This is a genomic window from Streptomyces sp. NPDC052721 (assembly GCF_040678315.1).
GTDB lineage: Bacteria > Actinomycetota > Actinomycetes > Streptomycetales > Streptomycetaceae > Streptomyces.
Genome location: NZ_JBFATL010000007.1, coordinates 165127 through 180145, shown reverse-complemented (window position 1 = coordinate 180145; position 15019 = coordinate 165127). Strand labels below are relative to the sequence as shown.

Below are 15019 nucleotides of genomic sequence, written 5' to 3'. Positions count from 1 at the left end.
GCCGCATCCACGGGGGAGGCGGGACGGGGGAGGGGAGCTGTCGATGGCGGGGCGTCGGGAAAACCCGGTCGACCCGACCGCGGGGCCGGTGGCGCGGTTCGCCGCCGAGTTACGCAAGTTGCGGTCGGAGGCCGGAAGTCCCACCTACCGTGCGATGGCGCAGCGCACGGGACAGGGGGCGAGCACCCTGTCGCAGGCGGCTGCGGGGGACCGGCTGCCGACGCTGCCCGTGGTGCTGGCCTACGTCCGAGCGTGCGGCGGTGATCCGGAGCGGTGGGAGGAGCACTGGCGCGAGACGGCCGCGGAAGTGGCGGCCGAGCCGCGCACCGAGGACGAGGACGCCGAGGCGCCCTACCGGGGCCTGGCCCGCTTCGAAGCCGGCGACGCCGACTTGTTCTTCGGCCGTGACCAGCTCACTGACCGCCTGCTCCGACTCGCCACCTCCCGCCGGTTCACCGCGGTGTTCGGCCCGTCGGGCAGCGGCAAGTCCTCCCTTCTGCGCGCCGGCCTGATCCCCCGCCTGCGTACGCCGGCCGTCGGCCGGCCCCGACCGGCCGCGCTGCGCGTTCTCACTCCCGGTGCCCACCCGATGCGCGCGCACGACCAGCGCCTCGTGCCAGGCGATGACGACGGGGACACATGGCTGGTCATCGATCAGTTCGAAGAGCTCTACACCCTTTGCACCGACCCGGCTGAACGCGACCGGTTCATCGACCGGCTCCTCACCGCCACGGACCCCGCCAGCCGGCTCCGCGTGGTCATCGCCGTACGCGCCGACTTCCTCGGCCGCTGCGCCGAGCATGCCGCACTGACCACCGCACTGCAGGACGGCAGCGTGCTGGTCGGGCCCATGAGCCGCGATGAGCTGCGTGAGGCAGTGGTCAGGCCGGCCCAGGCCGGTGGGCTGATCGTGGAGCGGTCCCTGACCGCCCGGATCCTCGACGAGGTCGAGGGCGAACCCGGCGCCCTGCCGCTGATGTCACACGCCCTGCTGGAGACGTGGCACCGCCGTAAGGGCCGTGCCCTGACCGAGGCCGCCTACGACGGGGCCGGTGGCCTGCACGGCGCGGTCGCCCGCACCGCCGAGAGCGTCTTCTCCCGGCTGAACCCCGGTCAGGCCGAGGCGGCACGCCGCGTCCTGCTGCGGCTCATCGCTCCGGGCGACGGCACCCAGGACACGCGCCGCCCTGTCAGCCGTGCCGAGATCGGCGCGGACAGCCCCGGCGACAGTGCGACCGTCCTGGAGCGGCTGGCCCGCGCACGCCTGGTCACACTGGACCAGGACACCGTCGACCTGGCGCACGAGGCGCTCATCACCGCCTGGCCCCGGCTGCGTGGCTGGATCGACACCGACCGCGAACGCTTGCGCGCTCACCGCCGGCTCACCGAGGCAGCGCAGGCCTGGGACGCGCTGAACCGGGATGCGGGTGCCCTCTACCGGGGCACCCGGCTGGCCGCGGCCGAGGAGACCTTCACCGACCGCAGCGATCTGACCGGCCTGGAGAACGCCTTCCTGACGGCGAGCGTGGAAGCCCGCCTCGGCGAGCAGCGGGCGGCCGCGCGCACCACGCGCCGCCTGCGTTCCCTGGTCGCGGGCCTGACCGCCCTGGTACTCGTGGCCGCCGCCGCGGCGGTCGTCGCCTTCCAGCAGCGTGCGACAGCCCGCACCCAGCGTGCCGTCGCCGTGTCCCGCCAGATCGCCGCCGAGGCGGAACAGCTGCGCGGTACCCATCTGCCACCGCAAGTGCAGAACGCCTCGCTGGCGGCCCAGCTCGACATCGCGTCGTACCGGATGCGCCGGTCACCGCGCACGTACACGAGTTTGCTAGCTGCCGCCAACTCGCCGCTGTTCTCCGAGATCCCCGACCAGAGCCGCAGTCCCGACGAAGATTCCAGTGGCGGCAACGGTCGGGTGGCCGCCGACGCGTCCCGGCACCTGCTGGCCCTCGCGGAGGCGGACCGTGTCGTCCGGCTCTGGGACATCCGCGACATCAGCCATCCCACCCCTGTGGGCCGTTCCCTGCGCGGATCGGTCGTGGCACTCAGCGCGGACGGCCGCCTGCTGGCGGCCGAGGACGACACCGACGGCATGATCCGGCTGTGGGACACCTCCGACCCGCGCCACCCCGCCGACCTCACCACCCTCGAACTGCCCGGCGACACGGTCGGGAACACCGTGGCGCTGAGCCCCGACGGACGCCTCCTCGCCGCAGGCGGGCAACGGGTCTACCTGTGGGACCTCCACGACCCCAGGCATCCCGAACCACTCGACCGCTCCCTGCCCGGCGACCTCCCCGCCTTCAGCCCGCACGGCCACCTGCTGGCCACAGCGAGCATCGAGAGTGGCACCGCACGGCTGTGGGACACGGCCGGTCCCACGCGACCGCGGGCACTGGGCACCCTGCACCTCGGTTCCGCACCCCAAGACGTGGTGTTCCGCCCGGACGGGCGCATGCTGGCCGTGGACGACGACACGCGGGTACGGCTCTGGGACACCGCCGACCCCCGCCACCCGGAAAGCTTCTCCACACCGCTCGAGACCGCCGACGGATCCCAAGTCGCCGCTGTGGCCTTCAGTCCCGACGGCGGAACGGCGGCCGTGGCAGGGGACAACGGCGTCCAACTCTGGGACACGCCGAACGACGGGGAACCGACTCGGCTGGGAGAACCACTGGGCCAGACCTCCTATGACGGCATCGCTCTGATCTTCGGCCGCGACAGGTACAGCCTCATCACCGACGACCGGGTCATCCGGGTCTGGAGCCTGCCGCCCGTGCTCACGGAGTGCTTCGAAGGCTCGGTGGGCGGCATCAGCCCGGACGGGCGGAGCATGGTCACCACCTGCGGTCCTGAGGAAGTGAGGTTGTGGGACACGTCCGACGGCCGACACCCCCGGCGCCTGCGGACTCTTCCCGGTACCTACGCCGTGTTCGCGCCCCGCGGCCGGCTTCTCGCCGTCGCGGAACCGCACGGCGGCACGCGACTGTGGGACGTCAGCGATCCGACGCGACCGCGCCGCCTGGGCCACACATCGGCCAGGCGCGACCACGTGATCGCCGCCCTGTCCTTCAGCGCGGACGGCCGCACGATGGCCGAGGTCGAGCAGCAGCCGCTCAAGGCATTTCCTCTCGGCGGCACCGGCAGCGCGGAGTCGGGCGCAGACCCCGACCTGGTCTTCGGTGAGGCAGAGGCCGAGCCCGGAGCCAGGATCAGGCTGTGGGAAGTCGGCAACCCGGGCCGTCCTCGCCTCCTCGGAACCACTGACTCACATGAGGAGTACGCCCCCGACGAGCCCTCCCTGGCACTGAGCCCCGACGCACGAAGCCTGGCCCTGGCGGACTCCACCGGAAAGGTCAGGCTGTGGGACACCCATGACCCGTCCCACCCGGTACCGGTCGCCCGCACCCTCACCGGCAACCTGGTCACCTTCGCCCCGCGCGGACACACGCTCGCCGTGTCCGCCGCCGGCGGAACCCTCCGTCTGTGGACCGTCGCCCGCGCTGCCCACCCCAGGCCGCTCAGCCCGCCCACCGACAGCGCCGGCCTCGTCTCCGCCCTCGCGTTCGGCCCCGATGGACGCACCCTTGCCACGGGCACCACGGACGGCATGATCCGGCTGTGGGACGCCACCGACCCGACGCGTCCCTCCACCACCGGCGACGCGCTCGTCGGCCACCCCGGCGCCGTCGACAGGGCCGTACTGGGCCCGGGAAGCCGCACGCTGGCGACGTCGGGCGAGGACGGCACGATGAAGCTGTGGGACCTGGACATCGACCGCGTCGTCCACCACATCTGCGACACGACCGGCAACGCTCTCAGCCGCGCTCAGTGGCGACACCGCCTGGGCAGTCTTTCCTACCGGTCTCCCTGTACGTGAGCAGTCACCAGACCCGGTCGCGGAACCACCGACGCCACCGGCATCCCGCTCGCCACCACCTCCACCGGTGGCAACCGCAGGGACGTCACCCAGCCGTTCCCACTGCTTCAGGCGGCACCGCCGGTGCGGGGCGAGCGAGGCCGACCCGGGCGAGGGCCGCGACCCGGTCAGTGCACGCGTTCACCGCACACCGCCGGGAACAGGACGGCGCCGGGCGGCAGTTCGCCTGGACGCCGTCCCCTCACCCGCAGGCACGCTTCGACAGAGCCCTCCACACTGGGGTATTCGAGGGCGACCTCGTCCAGTACGGCGACCTCACCGCCGAGGTGCAGTTCCGCCGCGTGCACACCGCCCGGAAAACGGCCGACCCGGGTCCCGAAGGCTGCCGTGTCGTTGCCGTCGGCGACGCACTCTCGGATCTCGAAACGCCAGTGCTCGGCCGCATCGGCGAGCAGTAGTCTGCCTCGCTCGCCCAGTCCGGCGAGGAGGGCTGTGCGGGCTCGCAGCTGGTCGGCGATGGCGCAGCAGATCGGGACCGCCGTGCCGTAGGGCGTCGTCACCCGCGTGTACTCGGCGTGGGGATAGGACGACAAGGCCTCATCGACCAGCCCCAACGCGGTGTCCCGGGCCGCCGGGTGACCCTGCTGAGCGATGTCCAGGAGGAGAGGGGTCGCAACCGCAGCCGCCGGAAACACCGCCGCACTGTGGCCATGGACGATTCCGCCACCGCCGAGCAGCGAGCCGGCCTGCGCCGCCTCCACCATGTTCGCCGCATCGGCCAGGGCCCGCAGACCGCGGGCGGCACGAGCCGGTTCATACCAGTCGGGGTGGCCCGGTATGGCACCCCAGTCCACCGCATCGATCGCATCCAGCACGCCGGCATCCTCGCACCTGGCTGTCACCCACCGCCCGGGACGCGACGTCATGTCAGCAACCATCGTGTCCATCGCCGCGGCGGGCCGGCCGCACGGGCTTCGGATGGCGTCCGCCCCGACCGTGACAGCAGGCGAGACACCCGGTGAGTACGCCGGTGCCGCGGCCTGACTCGGCACCGCACGCGGCACACGCCACCGTCACCGTCGCTTCCGTAGGGTTCGCCGCGAGTCCGGTCCTGCGGGAACGCCTGATGTCCCTCACCCCCGACGACCTCGCGGGCCGGGCCCTCGGCCTGCACGCCACCGGCATGGCCGCCCCGCAGGGCGTCGGCGCCGCCCTCGCGGGCACGCCGGCCCAGCTGACCTCCCCGGCCACGGCGATGACGCTGATGGCGGCCGCATCTGTCACCGTGACCCTGACCCTCGCGGTGCTGGGGAGGCCCGGGGAACGACAGCCGGCCCGTCCCCGGTCCGTGTCCGGGCGTCGCGCCGGAACCCGCCGCCACGGACTGGCGCCGCCGAGCAGCCATCGCCGTGAAACCCGCTCGACGTGGTCACCCCGGTGAAGAGATCCTCGGGCATGGAGTTCTTCTGTTACCACCGCGACCGCCCCGGCTCCCTGCCCCTGCGCGACGAACTACGGGAAGAGCACTGGTCCTACATGGACGAGTACGCGAAGGAGATGATCGCCCGGGGCCCGACCCTGGCCGCCGGCGGCGGCACCCCCACCGGCAGCGTGCACATCGCCGACCTGCCCGATCCCGCCGCTGCCCGCGCGTTCGCCTTCGACGAGCCGAACTATCAGGCCGGCGTCTACCGGGACGTGCTGCTGCGACGGTGGCGCAACACGCTGGGGCGCACCATGTGGGACTTCCCCGGCGGCCGGACCGGCGGCAACCGGTACCTGGTACTCGGACTCGGCACGGGGCAGCCCGCCGACCTCGCGGTGCCGTCCGGCCGGGACGAGTTGATCGCCTACGGGCCGCTGCTGTCCGACAACGCCGCCACCTGGCTGGGAACGGCGGCGTTGGTCCGGGCGCCTGACCCGGACACGGCACGCGCCCTCCTGACCCGGGACCGGTACGACGACATCGAGGTGCACAACTGGCAGTTCGGCGGGCGCCCTTCATAGCCGGCGATCACCGCTCCGGGTCCGCAGCCGACGTCGGGGACGGGGCCGAACTCGCTCAGAGGTCACTCGTGTACACATCTGCACGACGGCGCCCAACAACGCCTCGTCTCCCTGACGATGGCCCTCGGGCCGGCCCGCCTCGATGCCGCGCCCGGACCGCTCGCCGACCGGCTCACCAAGGCCCACGAGGAGGCAGGCAAGGCGCTAGCGGAGCTGCGCGAGCTCATCCACGGCATCCACCCCAAGGTCCTCACGGACTACGGCCTCCAGGCAGCGGTCACCGACGCTGCCGACCGTTGCGTGGTCCCCGTCGACGTCGATCTCGAACTGTCGGGCCGACCGCCCCAGGCGGTCGAGTCCGCAGCGTACTTCGTGGTGTGCGAGGCGTTGGCCAACGTCGCCGAACACAGCCGCGCCGACCGGGCGCGAGTCAGCGGCGGTCATCGCGACGCACGCCTGTTCCTGGAGGTACGCGACGACGGCCGCGGCGGCGCGGATCCTTCGGCGGGCAGCGGACTCACCGGTCTCGCGGACCGGGTGTCGGTCCTGGACGGCAGACTGTCCCTGACCAGTCCGCCGGGTGGACCGACTCTGTTGCGTGTGGAGTTTCCTTGCGAGTTGACCAAGGCGGCCGATCGCTCCGCGTAGTGCTGGCCGAAGACAGCGTGCTGCTGCGGGAAGGGCTCATCGGCCTGCTCAGCCGCTGCGGCCACGAGGTGGTGGCGGCCGTCGGGGACGCGCAGGCGCTGATCGCCGCGGTCGAGGAGCATGCCCCCGACATCGTGGTGACGGACGTACGCATGCCGCCCGGTTTCCAGGACGAGGGCCTGCACGCGGCGGTGCGGCTGCGCGAGCAGCGTCCCACACTCCCGGTCCTGGTCCTCAGCCAGTACGTGCAACGGACGTACGCCGCAGAACTCCTGGACTCCGGCGACGGATCAGGTGTCGGCTACCTGCTCAAGGACCGGGTCGGCCAGGTCGAGGAATTCGTGGAAGCGCTGCGCGAAGTGGCGGACGGCGGGACGGTGGTCGACCCGGCGGCAGGGTCGACGCAGCTCCGGGCAGGGCGGGAGTGGGCTGCAGAGCGGCGAGTGGGGGTCGCGCCGTCGACGCCCCGGGGCTCGCCGGCCTTCGGGGACCGTGTGCGGCCCGGTCGCCCACCTACCGGGACTTTTTCGCCGAGCCGCTGATGGCAGAGTGCGACGACCGGGCCCCGGCCGCCCGGAGCAGGCGGATCAAGGCAGCCGGGTTCCCGCGGGAGAAGGCGCAGCGGACGTTCGATTTCGGCCAACCCCCACATGTCAACCTGCGCCTTCTGGTTCGGGCCGCGTCCGGGCGCGCGGGGTGCCCCGGCCATTCGGACGTGTCGTGGTGGCGCCCGCCGGGGGCGGCCCACAGGCTTGGTCCCGATGTGGGCGCGCCGCCGTGCAGGGGTGGCGGCAGAATTCTGGGAGGACCGTATGACCGCTTCGTCGCCCTCCACCGAGACACCTCCGGCCCGGTACGACGACCTGCGGGCACTGGTGATCAACTGCACCTTGAAACGCTCGCCGGAGACGAGCAACACCCAGGGGCTGATCGACCGCAGCACGGCCATCATGGGGGCGCAGGGTGTGCGGCTGGACGTCGTACGGGCGGTGGATCACGACATCGCCACCGGCGTGTGGCCCGACATGAGGGAGCATGGCTGGGAGACGGACGCCTGGCCGGACCTGTACCGGCAGGTGATGCAGGCCGACATCCTCGTGCTGGCCGGACCGATCTGGCTGGGTGACAACAGCTCGGTGATGAAGCAGGTGATCGAACGCCTCTACGCCTGCTCCAGTCTGCTGAACGAAGCCGGTCAGTACGCGTACTACGGCCGTGTCGGCGGCTGCCTCATCACCGGGAACGAGGACGGCGTCAAGCACTGCGCCATGAACGTCCTCTACAGTCTCCAGCACCTGGGGTACACCATTCCTCCTCAGGCGGACGCGGGATGGATCGGTGAGGCGGGGCCCGGACCCTCCTACCTCGACCCTGGCTCGGGCGGACCGGAGAACGACTTCACCAACCGCAACACCACGTTCATGACGTGGAACCTGCTGCACCTGGCGCGGGCGCTGAAGGACATGGGGGGCATCCCCGCCTACGGCAACCAGCGCACCGCCTGGGACGCGGGCTGCCGTCACGACTACGAGAATCCCGAGCACCGGTAGCCATGGCCCGTCGCTGAGCGGTCGGCTGCGCCGGGCGGTGCAGGCCGGCCGGCAGATCCCTGTCTGGAACATCTGCGGTGGGCCGCCTCGGTGGCGACGCAGCCGGAGTCGACGCAGGCGGTGAGAGCGGGACGGAGGGGCCGGGCGCCGTTGCGGGCGGACGTGAGCGGAGTGCGGGTGCCCAGGGCCGGATCGGCCGTACGGCGAGGGCGCAGCGGTACCCCGGCAGGTGGAGCAGGGCACCCCCGAGCTGAGCAAGCAAGTTAGGTCGTCATCGGGGCGGAGCAGTGCTCGGTGAGCAGCAGGGCGATGTCGTCGGCCCGGTAGGAGGAGCCGCGGGCGTGGTGCAGGAGCCGGTCGGCGAGTTCGTCCAGTGAGTCCGCGCGCGCGTGGGCCAGTGATACGCGCAGGCGGTCGATTCCCGTGCCGATGTCGGTTCCGGGTTTCTCCACGAGGCCGTCGGTGTAGAGGGCGAGGACGGATCCAGCCGGGAGAGCGATACCCGTGGGACGGTAGGTGCTGCTGTGGTCCACGCCGAGCAGTGCTCCGACGTCGAGATCGAGCGCGTTCGTGGTGCCGTCGGGAAGGCGCAGCAGAGGGGCGGGATGGCCGGCGGTGACCGCGTAGGCGTGATCGCGGCCGGTGGCGAGGTGGACGTAGCAGCAGCTGGCCAGCAGATCGCTGTCGAGGTCGATGAGGGTGCGGTTGACGCCTGACATGACGTCGCCGGGAGCGTGGCCGGCGGCCACGAACGCGCGTACCGCACTCCGCAACTGGGCCATGGTGGCCGCGGCGGCGATGCTGTGCCCCTCCACGTCACCGATGACGAGGCAGACACCGCTGCCGGTGGGGATGACGTCGTACCAGTCGCCGCCGATGTCCATACCGCTGGTCGCGGGCAGGTACCGTGCCACGGTCCGGATGCCCGGCACTCTGGGCAGGCGGTGCGGCAGGAGCGCCTGCTGCAAGCCGTGCGCGACGGCGAACTCCGAGTCGTACAGCCGTGCTCGTTCCAGAGCCTGGGCGATCAACCCGGCGAGTGCGGTCAGGACTCCCCGGTCCTTCTCCGTGAAGTGATGGGGCGCGTCGAAGCCGAGGACGCAGGTGCCGACCGGGCGGCCGGAGGCGATCAGGGGCAGATACGCCCAGGAGCTCACCTGTCCGGTGGGGATGCCCGGGTAGCCCCGGACGAGATCCTTCTGGGACTCGATGAAGAGGGGAGCACCGGAGGTGAGCGTTTCCGTCCCCGGCAGGCGGGCGTGCAGCGGAACGCCCTGGAGCCAGTCGAGGAACGTCTCATGGTGCCCGGTGTGGTGCAGAAGACGCATCGCCTTGTTGCGGACCACATAGATCGCCATCTGCTGGCCTCCGAAGGCCGGCATGAGCTGGTCGGAGACGACTTCGCAGACCTGGCGTGTCGTGACTGCCTCGGTCAACGCGCAGCTGAGCTGCAGGACGTGGTACATCGCACCCAGGCGTGCCGGCGCGGTAGCGGGTGCGGACGCCGGTGGAGGAGCGGAGGCTGCCTCGACCGATGGGGGCCGGGTGGTGGGGGTCACCCGGCAGGTCACCCCGTCGGGCTGTGGGTGGAGGGAGAAGGCGAACCACTGGTCGTGCGGCCGGCTCACCAGGAAGGAGGACGGCGCCTGCGAGATCATCGCGGAGCGGTGCCGGTACTCGACGCTGGGGTCGGACAGCCATGGCAGCACGTCCCACAGGCACTGGCCGAGCACCTCGTCGGCGGAGATGTCCAGCAGGTGCAGGGCACGGCGGTTGAGGTAGGTGACACGCCCGTCGGGGGCGAGGGAGAGCAGCCCGTCCGGCAGCCGTTCGACTGCCGCGACGGCCGCACCGCCCGCCCGGGGGTCCAGGATGGCGCCGACCAGATGCGTGACCGCGCGAGTGTCCTCCGCTTCCGGTACACGGCCCCACAGCTGCACCGTGCGATATCTTCCGCCGCCGCTGTGATCGGGGACGCGCAGGCGCCGCGCGGCGATCCGGCCCTCGCCCACCGCCTCGCGCACGCAGGCGCGGAAGGCGGCACGATCACCGGGGTGCAGGCGCGTCGCAAGGGTTTCGGGGCGTCCGTCGAAAGCGCCGGGATCGAGACCGAAGACCGCGCAGAACGTGTCGTCCCCGCTGAGGATGCCGGAGCCGAGGTCCCAGTCGAACAAGCCCACCTGCACGGCCGCGGCCGAGTGAGCCGGGGTCTCGACCGCAGCCGTCCCCGGTTCCCACTCCACAGGCTCACCGGTACGGGCGCCGAGGTCGGCCAGAGCGTCACCGAGCCGACCGGCGATGCTCCGCAGGTGGCGACGCTGGGCCTTGGACAGCCCCTCGCTGCCCGGTGCGGCCGGCCACACGATCGCCAACGATCCGAAAAGCTCCCCGTCACTCGCGCGCACCGGCACCGAGCAGGAGCCGAAGGCATACGGCAGAGCCACCGCCAGCTGGGGATAGCGCCGCATCGTCTCCTCGGCGCTCGCAAGATGGACCGTCCGCCCGGACGTGTACGCCACAGCGACCGGAATCGGACTGCTCGCCGCGATGAGGCGCCAGCCACCCAGCAGAGACGGCGGCACCCCGCAGGTCGCGGCGAGCGCGATCGACCGGCGGTCGCGGGAGCGCAGGAAGACACTCCCCGCGTACGCGCTCGTTCCCTCCACGGCCTCCACCGCGGCGGCCGCGAGCAAGTCCTCCCGCTCAGCCGCCCCGCCGACCGTCAACCCGTGCATACATCCAGTGTGCGCAGGTCACAGCGCGGGCGCGTCCGCAGCCCTGGCGCTCCTGCCGGCCACTGGCGCGCCGCCTCGGCCGCACCGGCCCCGCGCCGGGCCGATCCGCTGCCGCAGCCCACGGCAGCCGCCGCCACTGCTTCGGCGCCGCCCCCGCCATCCGCATGGGAGCCGGAATCAGCGACTCGGCAGCGGTGTCGTGATCGACCCCGGGGACAGGCGGGACCAGCCACGAGCTGCCGACCTCACTGCCTGCTCGGGCTGTGCAGTCGCTCTTCCGCGCACTCGGCTGACCCCGAGCTGCCCGCTTCACGAGACTCGAAGGGCACGGTCGCGACGCAGCAGGTGACCGGTGGCAGCGGGCCCTGTTTGACCTTGACACAGTGACAAGGTCTTCACTGCTTGCCGAGGAGGTGGTCTCGATGACGATTCCGAGACAGGACACGGATGCGGAACGGGCGCTCCGGGCGTTGGAGGACAGCCGTTCGTCCGTGCGGCTGCGGACTGCTCTGGCGGTCGGCACGACGCCCGACCCGCGTTTCGTCGCCAAGCTCGTCGAGCGATGCGCGATCGAGCCCGAGTTCTTCGTCCGCGACATGCTGACCTGGGCGCTCACCCGCCACCCGGTGTCCATGACGCTTCCCGAACTGCTCCGCGAAGTCCGCTCGGAGCGTGCGCAGGCACGGAGCCAGGCGCTGCACACGCTGTCCAAGATCGGGGACCGGCAGGCGTGGCCGGCGATCACCCGGACACTCCTGTGCGACGCCGACGACGAGGTGGCGCGAAGCGCTTGGCGGGCCGCGGTCGTGCTCGTGCCGGAAGGCGAGGAACCCGCGCTGGCCACGGTGCTGGCGACGCAGCTCGGGCGCGGTGAGCGGGAGACACGGCTGAGTCTCAGCCGGGCGCTGGTCGCGCTCGGCGAAGTGATCGTGCCGGCTGTTCGTTCCGCGACGACGGCTCCCGACCCGCGCATACGAGCGCACGCGCTCGCCACGCAACGGCTGCTGCGCGACCCGGACGCCGGATTCGAGTCCGCGATCGAGGAGGCGAAGCGCGCCGTGGTCCTCGGCGGGCCTGGCCAGGAGGAACGATAGGACGTGTTGATCGGTGAGGTGGCGCGGCGGTCCGGGGTCAGTGCCCGCATGCTCCGGCATTACGAGTCGCTCGGTCTGGTGCGCCCTTCGGGTCGTACCGGCTCCGGATACCGGGAGTACTCCGGCGAGGACATGCGGAGGATCTTCCATATCGAGAGCCTGCGGTCGCTGGGACTGTCGCTGCGTGAGATCGGACGCGCGCTCGACGATCCCGGCTTCACGCCCTCGGCACTCGTCGACGACCTCATCCGTCAGACACGCGACCGCATCGCGGCCGAGACCGAGCTGCTCACGCGGCTCCGCCGCATCCATGCAGCGGACCCCGCCGGCTGGGAGGACGTCCTCCAAGTCGTCGCGCTGCTCCAGGCACTGGGGTCGAAGAGCGCCGACGCGCGCCAGCGCGCCGCCCTCTCCTCGGTCGACGAGGTTCCGGTGCCGGTGGAGGCCCTGGTCGAGGCGGCACTCAGCGAGACGGAGCCGAATGTCGCCGGGGCCCTTCGGTGGGCGCTCGCGCGATCGGGCGACGGCTCCGCACTGCTGGCGGAGGGCCTCAGGTCACCGGTGGGCGCGGTGCGGGAACGTGCCGTTCAGTGCCTCGCCGAGCTGCCCGGTGGTGAAGCCACCGCGCAGCTCCGGGATGCCCTCGCGCACCCCGACGTCGTGGTCCGCGGGTATGCGGCTCTGGCGCTCGGCACGCGTGGTGTGGCCGATGCGGTCCCGGTGCTCATCGAGATGATCGTGGAGGGAAGGAACGACACCGATGCGGCCGACGCACTGAGCGTGCTGGCGAGCGACACCGCGACGGCGGACCGGATCGCGACCGTCCTCGTCGACCGCCTCGCCCACGACACCACAAAGGCGCCTGCACGCGGGCGGCTGACCCAGGCGCTGGCGGGCATCCCGGGGACGAGGACGTCACGTGCCCTCGTGGAGCTGTCGCACGACACGGACCGTGCCGTTGCGCTGACCGCGGCGTACCTTCTTCAGCTACGCGGCGCACAGTGACCGATCTGTCTCGGCCGTGGCCCGCACACTCGGAATTCCCGCGGACCCGTCCGCCGTTCAGACCGTCCAGGTCACCGTCGATGCCCTCGCAGGGCCGGATGCAGTGCGGTTCCGGCGTCGCTGCTCGGCTGTGCCGATCGAGCGAACGGCACTGAGGACTTGACCGACCCGCACCGCCGCGGGGCGCCCTCTCCTTCCAGCAGATGGACGTACCACGTCCGCAGCGCAACCGGGTGCACGTCGACGTCTGGGTGTCCTATGACCGGGCTGAAGCACGCACAGCGGCGGCCGTTGCTGCACGCGCCGGCCGGACGGGCCGTCAGCCGGCGGCGGCTCGTCCGGCCTGGGCTTTGCTGCGGGCGAGGCGGTGGGACTCGGTGGCGGTCCGGATCACCGCTCCGTTGAAGCTGAGCGGTCGGCGATGGCCGCGCAGAGCCGAAGGTCGGTGGAAGGTGTGCGCGCGCGGGCCGACGGAGCTGTGTCGTTCGCCGGGCGAGCCGGTGGCTATCGGTCGTCGGCCGGAGCGGTGCGGACCGTGACGTCCGTCTCCTGAGTGGCGGCCCAGGAGGCGAGGAGTTGCAGCGCCTCCTGCTCCGGTGTACCGGGGGCGGCGCTGTAGGCCGTGAGGGTCAGGCCGGGCTGGGCCGGTAGTTCCATGGCGTCGAAGTCCAGGGTGAGAGCACCGACGGCCGGGTGGCGGAAGGATTTCCGGCCGGTGTGGTGCAGGCGCACGTTGTGCTTGGCCCAGGCGGTGCGGAATTCCTCGCTGCGGGTGACGAGTTCGCCGACGAGTCCGGTCAGGTCGCTGTCGTGCGGGGCGCGTCCGGCCTCGGTGCGCAACAGGGACACGGTGGTGTTCACGGACTCCTCCCAGTCCGGGAAGAAGTCCCGGCCCTGTGGGTGGAGGAACTGGAAACGGGCGATGTTGACCGACGTGGTGGTGCTGTCGGGGAAAAGAGGGGAGTAGAGCGCGCGGCCGAGGCGGTTGGTGGCCAGGATGTCCAGGCGGCCGTTGCGCAGGAAGGCGGGGGAGTCGGTCATGGACTCCAGGACACGCAGGACGCTGTCCGGCAGCGGACCGCGGCGTTTGGTACGGCGGGCGGGACGTCTGGCGGCGGCGCGGGCCAGGTCGTGGAGGTGGGCGCGTTCGGCTTCGTCGAGCTGGAGGGCGTTCGCGACGGCCCCGAGGACTTCTTCCGAGGCGCCGGCGAGATGACCGCGTTCCAGGCGGACGTAGTAGTCGACGCTGACACCGGCGAGCAGGGCGACTTCCTCCCGGCGCAGACCCGGCACGCGCCGGTTGCCGCCGTAGGCAGGCAGGCCCGCCCGCTGCGGGGTGATCCTGGCGCGGCGGGAGGCCAGGAACGCCCGGATGTCGCTCTCAAGACTCACGATGGTCAGGCTATGCCGGATGCCGCACATGTGGGGGGTCCTGTCAATACCTGGAACAGCAGACCCTTCTCCAGCTCACCGCCCTGCGGTCTCCTCGATGACGGCGGCTGCGCTCAAGAAGATCGCCGACGAGCGCGAGGCGTCTCCCCTCCTGATCACCGACTGCGTACTCCCTCGACACGAGCAAGGCCTTCTTCCCCCTCGTCCAGATCGCCGCCTCTCGCGAGCTGGACCCCGGCCTCCCAGGCCGCCGCCGACTGATCCATCCCCGAACCCGTACTTCCGAGAGGGACACACCATGGAATTCGTCAACCAGCAGGCCACGGTCAAGGCCCCCGCCGACTGGTTCACCGGCGACGTCTGGTTCGACGTGATCCACGCGGGCCAGGAGCCGTCCCGGATGCGCGCCAACATGGTCCGCTTCTCCCCGGGCGCCCGTACGCACTGGCACTCCCACGTACTGGGCCAGACCCTGCACGTCGTCTCCGGCATCGCCCTGATCGGCACCCGCGACGGCACCGTCTTCGAAGCACACCCCGGCGAGACCGTCACCTGCCCTCCGAACGAGGAACACTGGCACGGCGCCACCGCCGACCGCTTCATGGAACACATCGCGATGTGGGAGGGCAAGGGTGACGGCAGCGAGGAGACCACCTGGAACGAGCCCGTCACCGACGAGCAGTACGACCGCCCCCGCAGCCGCTGACCCGC

Annotated in this window: 11 protein-coding genes and 3 pseudogenes; 11 read left to right on the top strand and 3 right to left on the bottom strand. The window is 71.7% G+C overall.

The genetic code is table 11. The features are described from left to right. The first annotated feature begins 154 nt into the window (after positions 1 to 154). Together AB0L21_RS10105 and AB0L21_RS10100 are read left to right on the top strand one after the other, a co-directional pair. Positions 155 to 3877 carry a PQQ-binding-like beta-propeller repeat protein gene (locus AB0L21_RS10105; RefSeq protein ID WP_365783266.1) on the top strand — a complete coding sequence of 1241 codons (3723 nt, stop codon included), beginning with the start codon at positions 155 to 157 and terminating at the stop codon, positions 3875 to 3877. A gap of 30 nt (positions 3878 to 3907) precedes the next feature. Further along, a pseudogene (locus tag AB0L21_RS10100) lies at positions 3908 to 4039 on the top strand (IS5/IS1182 family transposase); the annotation flags it as partial. Positions 4040 to 4044: 5 nt separating this feature from the next. Here the strand turns inward: AB0L21_RS10100 and AB0L21_RS10095 are convergent. Further along, complete coding sequence (locus AB0L21_RS10095) at positions 4045 to 4752, bottom strand: hypothetical protein (protein ID WP_365783264.1); 708 nt, start codon at positions 4750 to 4752, stop codon at positions 4045 to 4047. A gap of 197 nt (positions 4753 to 4949) precedes the next feature. Here AB0L21_RS10095 and AB0L21_RS10090 point away from each other — a divergent pair. The 5 genes and pseudogenes from AB0L21_RS10090 to AB0L21_RS10070 form a co-directional block, all read left to right on the top strand. Further along, positions 4950 to 5318 (top strand): annotated as a pseudogene (locus tag AB0L21_RS10090) (hypothetical protein); the annotation flags it as partial. Positions 5319 to 5332: 14 nt separating this feature from the next. Further along, positions 5333 to 5884 (top strand): YciI family protein, encoded by a 552-nt coding sequence (locus AB0L21_RS10085; RefSeq protein ID WP_365783262.1) that lies wholly within the window; start codon positions 5333 to 5335, stop codon positions 5882 to 5884. A gap of 78 nt (positions 5885 to 5962) precedes the next feature. Beyond that, positions 5963 to 6532 (top strand): annotated as a pseudogene (locus AB0L21_RS10080) (histidine kinase); the annotation flags it as partial. Next, positions 6532 to 7074 carry a response regulator transcription factor gene (locus AB0L21_RS10075; protein ID WP_365783260.1) on the top strand — a complete coding sequence of 181 codons (543 nt, stop codon included), beginning with the start codon at positions 6532 to 6534 and terminating at the stop codon, positions 7072 to 7074. The pseudogene AB0L21_RS10080 and the gene AB0L21_RS10075, both read left to right, overlap by 1 nt. A gap of 270 nt (positions 7075 to 7344) precedes the next feature. Continuing rightward, complete coding sequence (locus AB0L21_RS10070; protein WP_365701890.1) at positions 7345 to 8082, top strand: flavodoxin family protein; 738 nt, start codon at positions 7345 to 7347, stop codon at positions 8080 to 8082. A 263-nt stretch (positions 8083 to 8345) separates the two neighbouring features. Here AB0L21_RS10070 and AB0L21_RS10065 read toward each other — a convergent pair whose 3' ends face one another. Further along, on the bottom strand, positions 8346 to 10817 hold the full coding sequence (locus AB0L21_RS10065; protein ID WP_365783258.1) for a SpoIIE family protein phosphatase: 2472 nt from the start codon (positions 10815 to 10817) through the stop codon (positions 8346 to 8348). Between the two features lie 422 nt (positions 10818 to 11239). Here AB0L21_RS10065 and AB0L21_RS10060 point away from each other — a divergent pair, with 422 nt between their 5' ends. From AB0L21_RS10060 to AB0L21_RS10050, 3 genes are all read left to right on the top strand, one after another. Further along, on the top strand, positions 11240 to 11911 hold the full coding sequence (locus AB0L21_RS10060) for a HEAT repeat domain-containing protein (protein ID WP_365701886.1): 672 nt from the start codon (positions 11240 to 11242) through the stop codon (positions 11909 to 11911). 3 nt (positions 11912 to 11914) lie between these two features. After that, complete coding sequence (locus AB0L21_RS10055) at positions 11915 to 12916, top strand: MerR family transcriptional regulator (protein WP_365783256.1); 1002 nt, start codon at positions 11915 to 11917, stop codon at positions 12914 to 12916. A 203-nt stretch (positions 12917 to 13119) separates the two neighbouring features. Further along, positions 13120 to 13455: a hypothetical protein gene (locus AB0L21_RS10050; RefSeq protein WP_365783254.1), complete on the top strand. Its 336-nt coding sequence runs from the start codon at positions 13120 to 13122 to the stop codon at positions 13453 to 13455. Here the strand turns inward: AB0L21_RS10050 and AB0L21_RS10045 are convergent. Then, complete coding sequence (locus tag AB0L21_RS10045) at positions 13421 to 14308, bottom strand: helix-turn-helix transcriptional regulator (RefSeq protein WP_365701880.1); 888 nt, start codon at positions 14306 to 14308, stop codon at positions 13421 to 13423. The genes AB0L21_RS10050 and AB0L21_RS10045 overlap by 35 nt on opposite strands. A gap of 298 nt (positions 14309 to 14606) precedes the next feature. On the opposite strand from AB0L21_RS10045, the gene AB0L21_RS10040 reads away from it, so the two are divergent. Then, complete coding sequence (locus AB0L21_RS10040; RefSeq protein WP_365783252.1) at positions 14607 to 15014, top strand: cupin domain-containing protein; 408 nt, start codon at positions 14607 to 14609, stop codon at positions 15012 to 15014. Positions 15015 to 15019 lie beyond the last annotated feature (5 nt).

What these genes read in the sequence shown, in the direction of transcription:
- AB0L21_RS10105 (WP_365783266.1), top strand. Translation starts at nt 155, where the DNA reads ATGGCGCAGCGCACGGGACAGGGGGCGAGCACCCTGTCGCAGGCGGCT.
- AB0L21_RS10085 (WP_365783262.1), top strand. Translation starts at nt 5,333, where the DNA reads ATGGAGTTCTTCTGTTACCACCGCGACCGCCCCGGCTCCCTGCCCCTG.
- AB0L21_RS10070 (WP_365701890.1), top strand. Translation starts at nt 7,345, where the DNA reads ATGACCGCTTCGTCGCCCTCCACCGAGACACCTCCGGCCCGGTACGAC.
- AB0L21_RS10065 (WP_365783258.1), bottom strand. Translation starts at nt 10,817, where the DNA reads ATGCACGGGTTGACGGTCGGCGGGGCGGCTGAGCGGGAGGACTTGCTC.
- AB0L21_RS10060 (WP_365701886.1), top strand. Translation starts at nt 11,240, where the DNA reads ATGACGATTCCGAGACAGGACACGGATGCGGAACGGGCGCTCCGGGCG.
- AB0L21_RS10050 (WP_365783254.1), top strand. Translation starts at nt 13,120, where the DNA reads ATGGACGTACCACGTCCGCAGCGCAACCGGGTGCACGTCGACGTCTGG.
- AB0L21_RS10040 (WP_365783252.1), top strand. Translation starts at nt 14,607, where the DNA reads ATGGAATTCGTCAACCAGCAGGCCACGGTCAAGGCCCCCGCCGACTGG.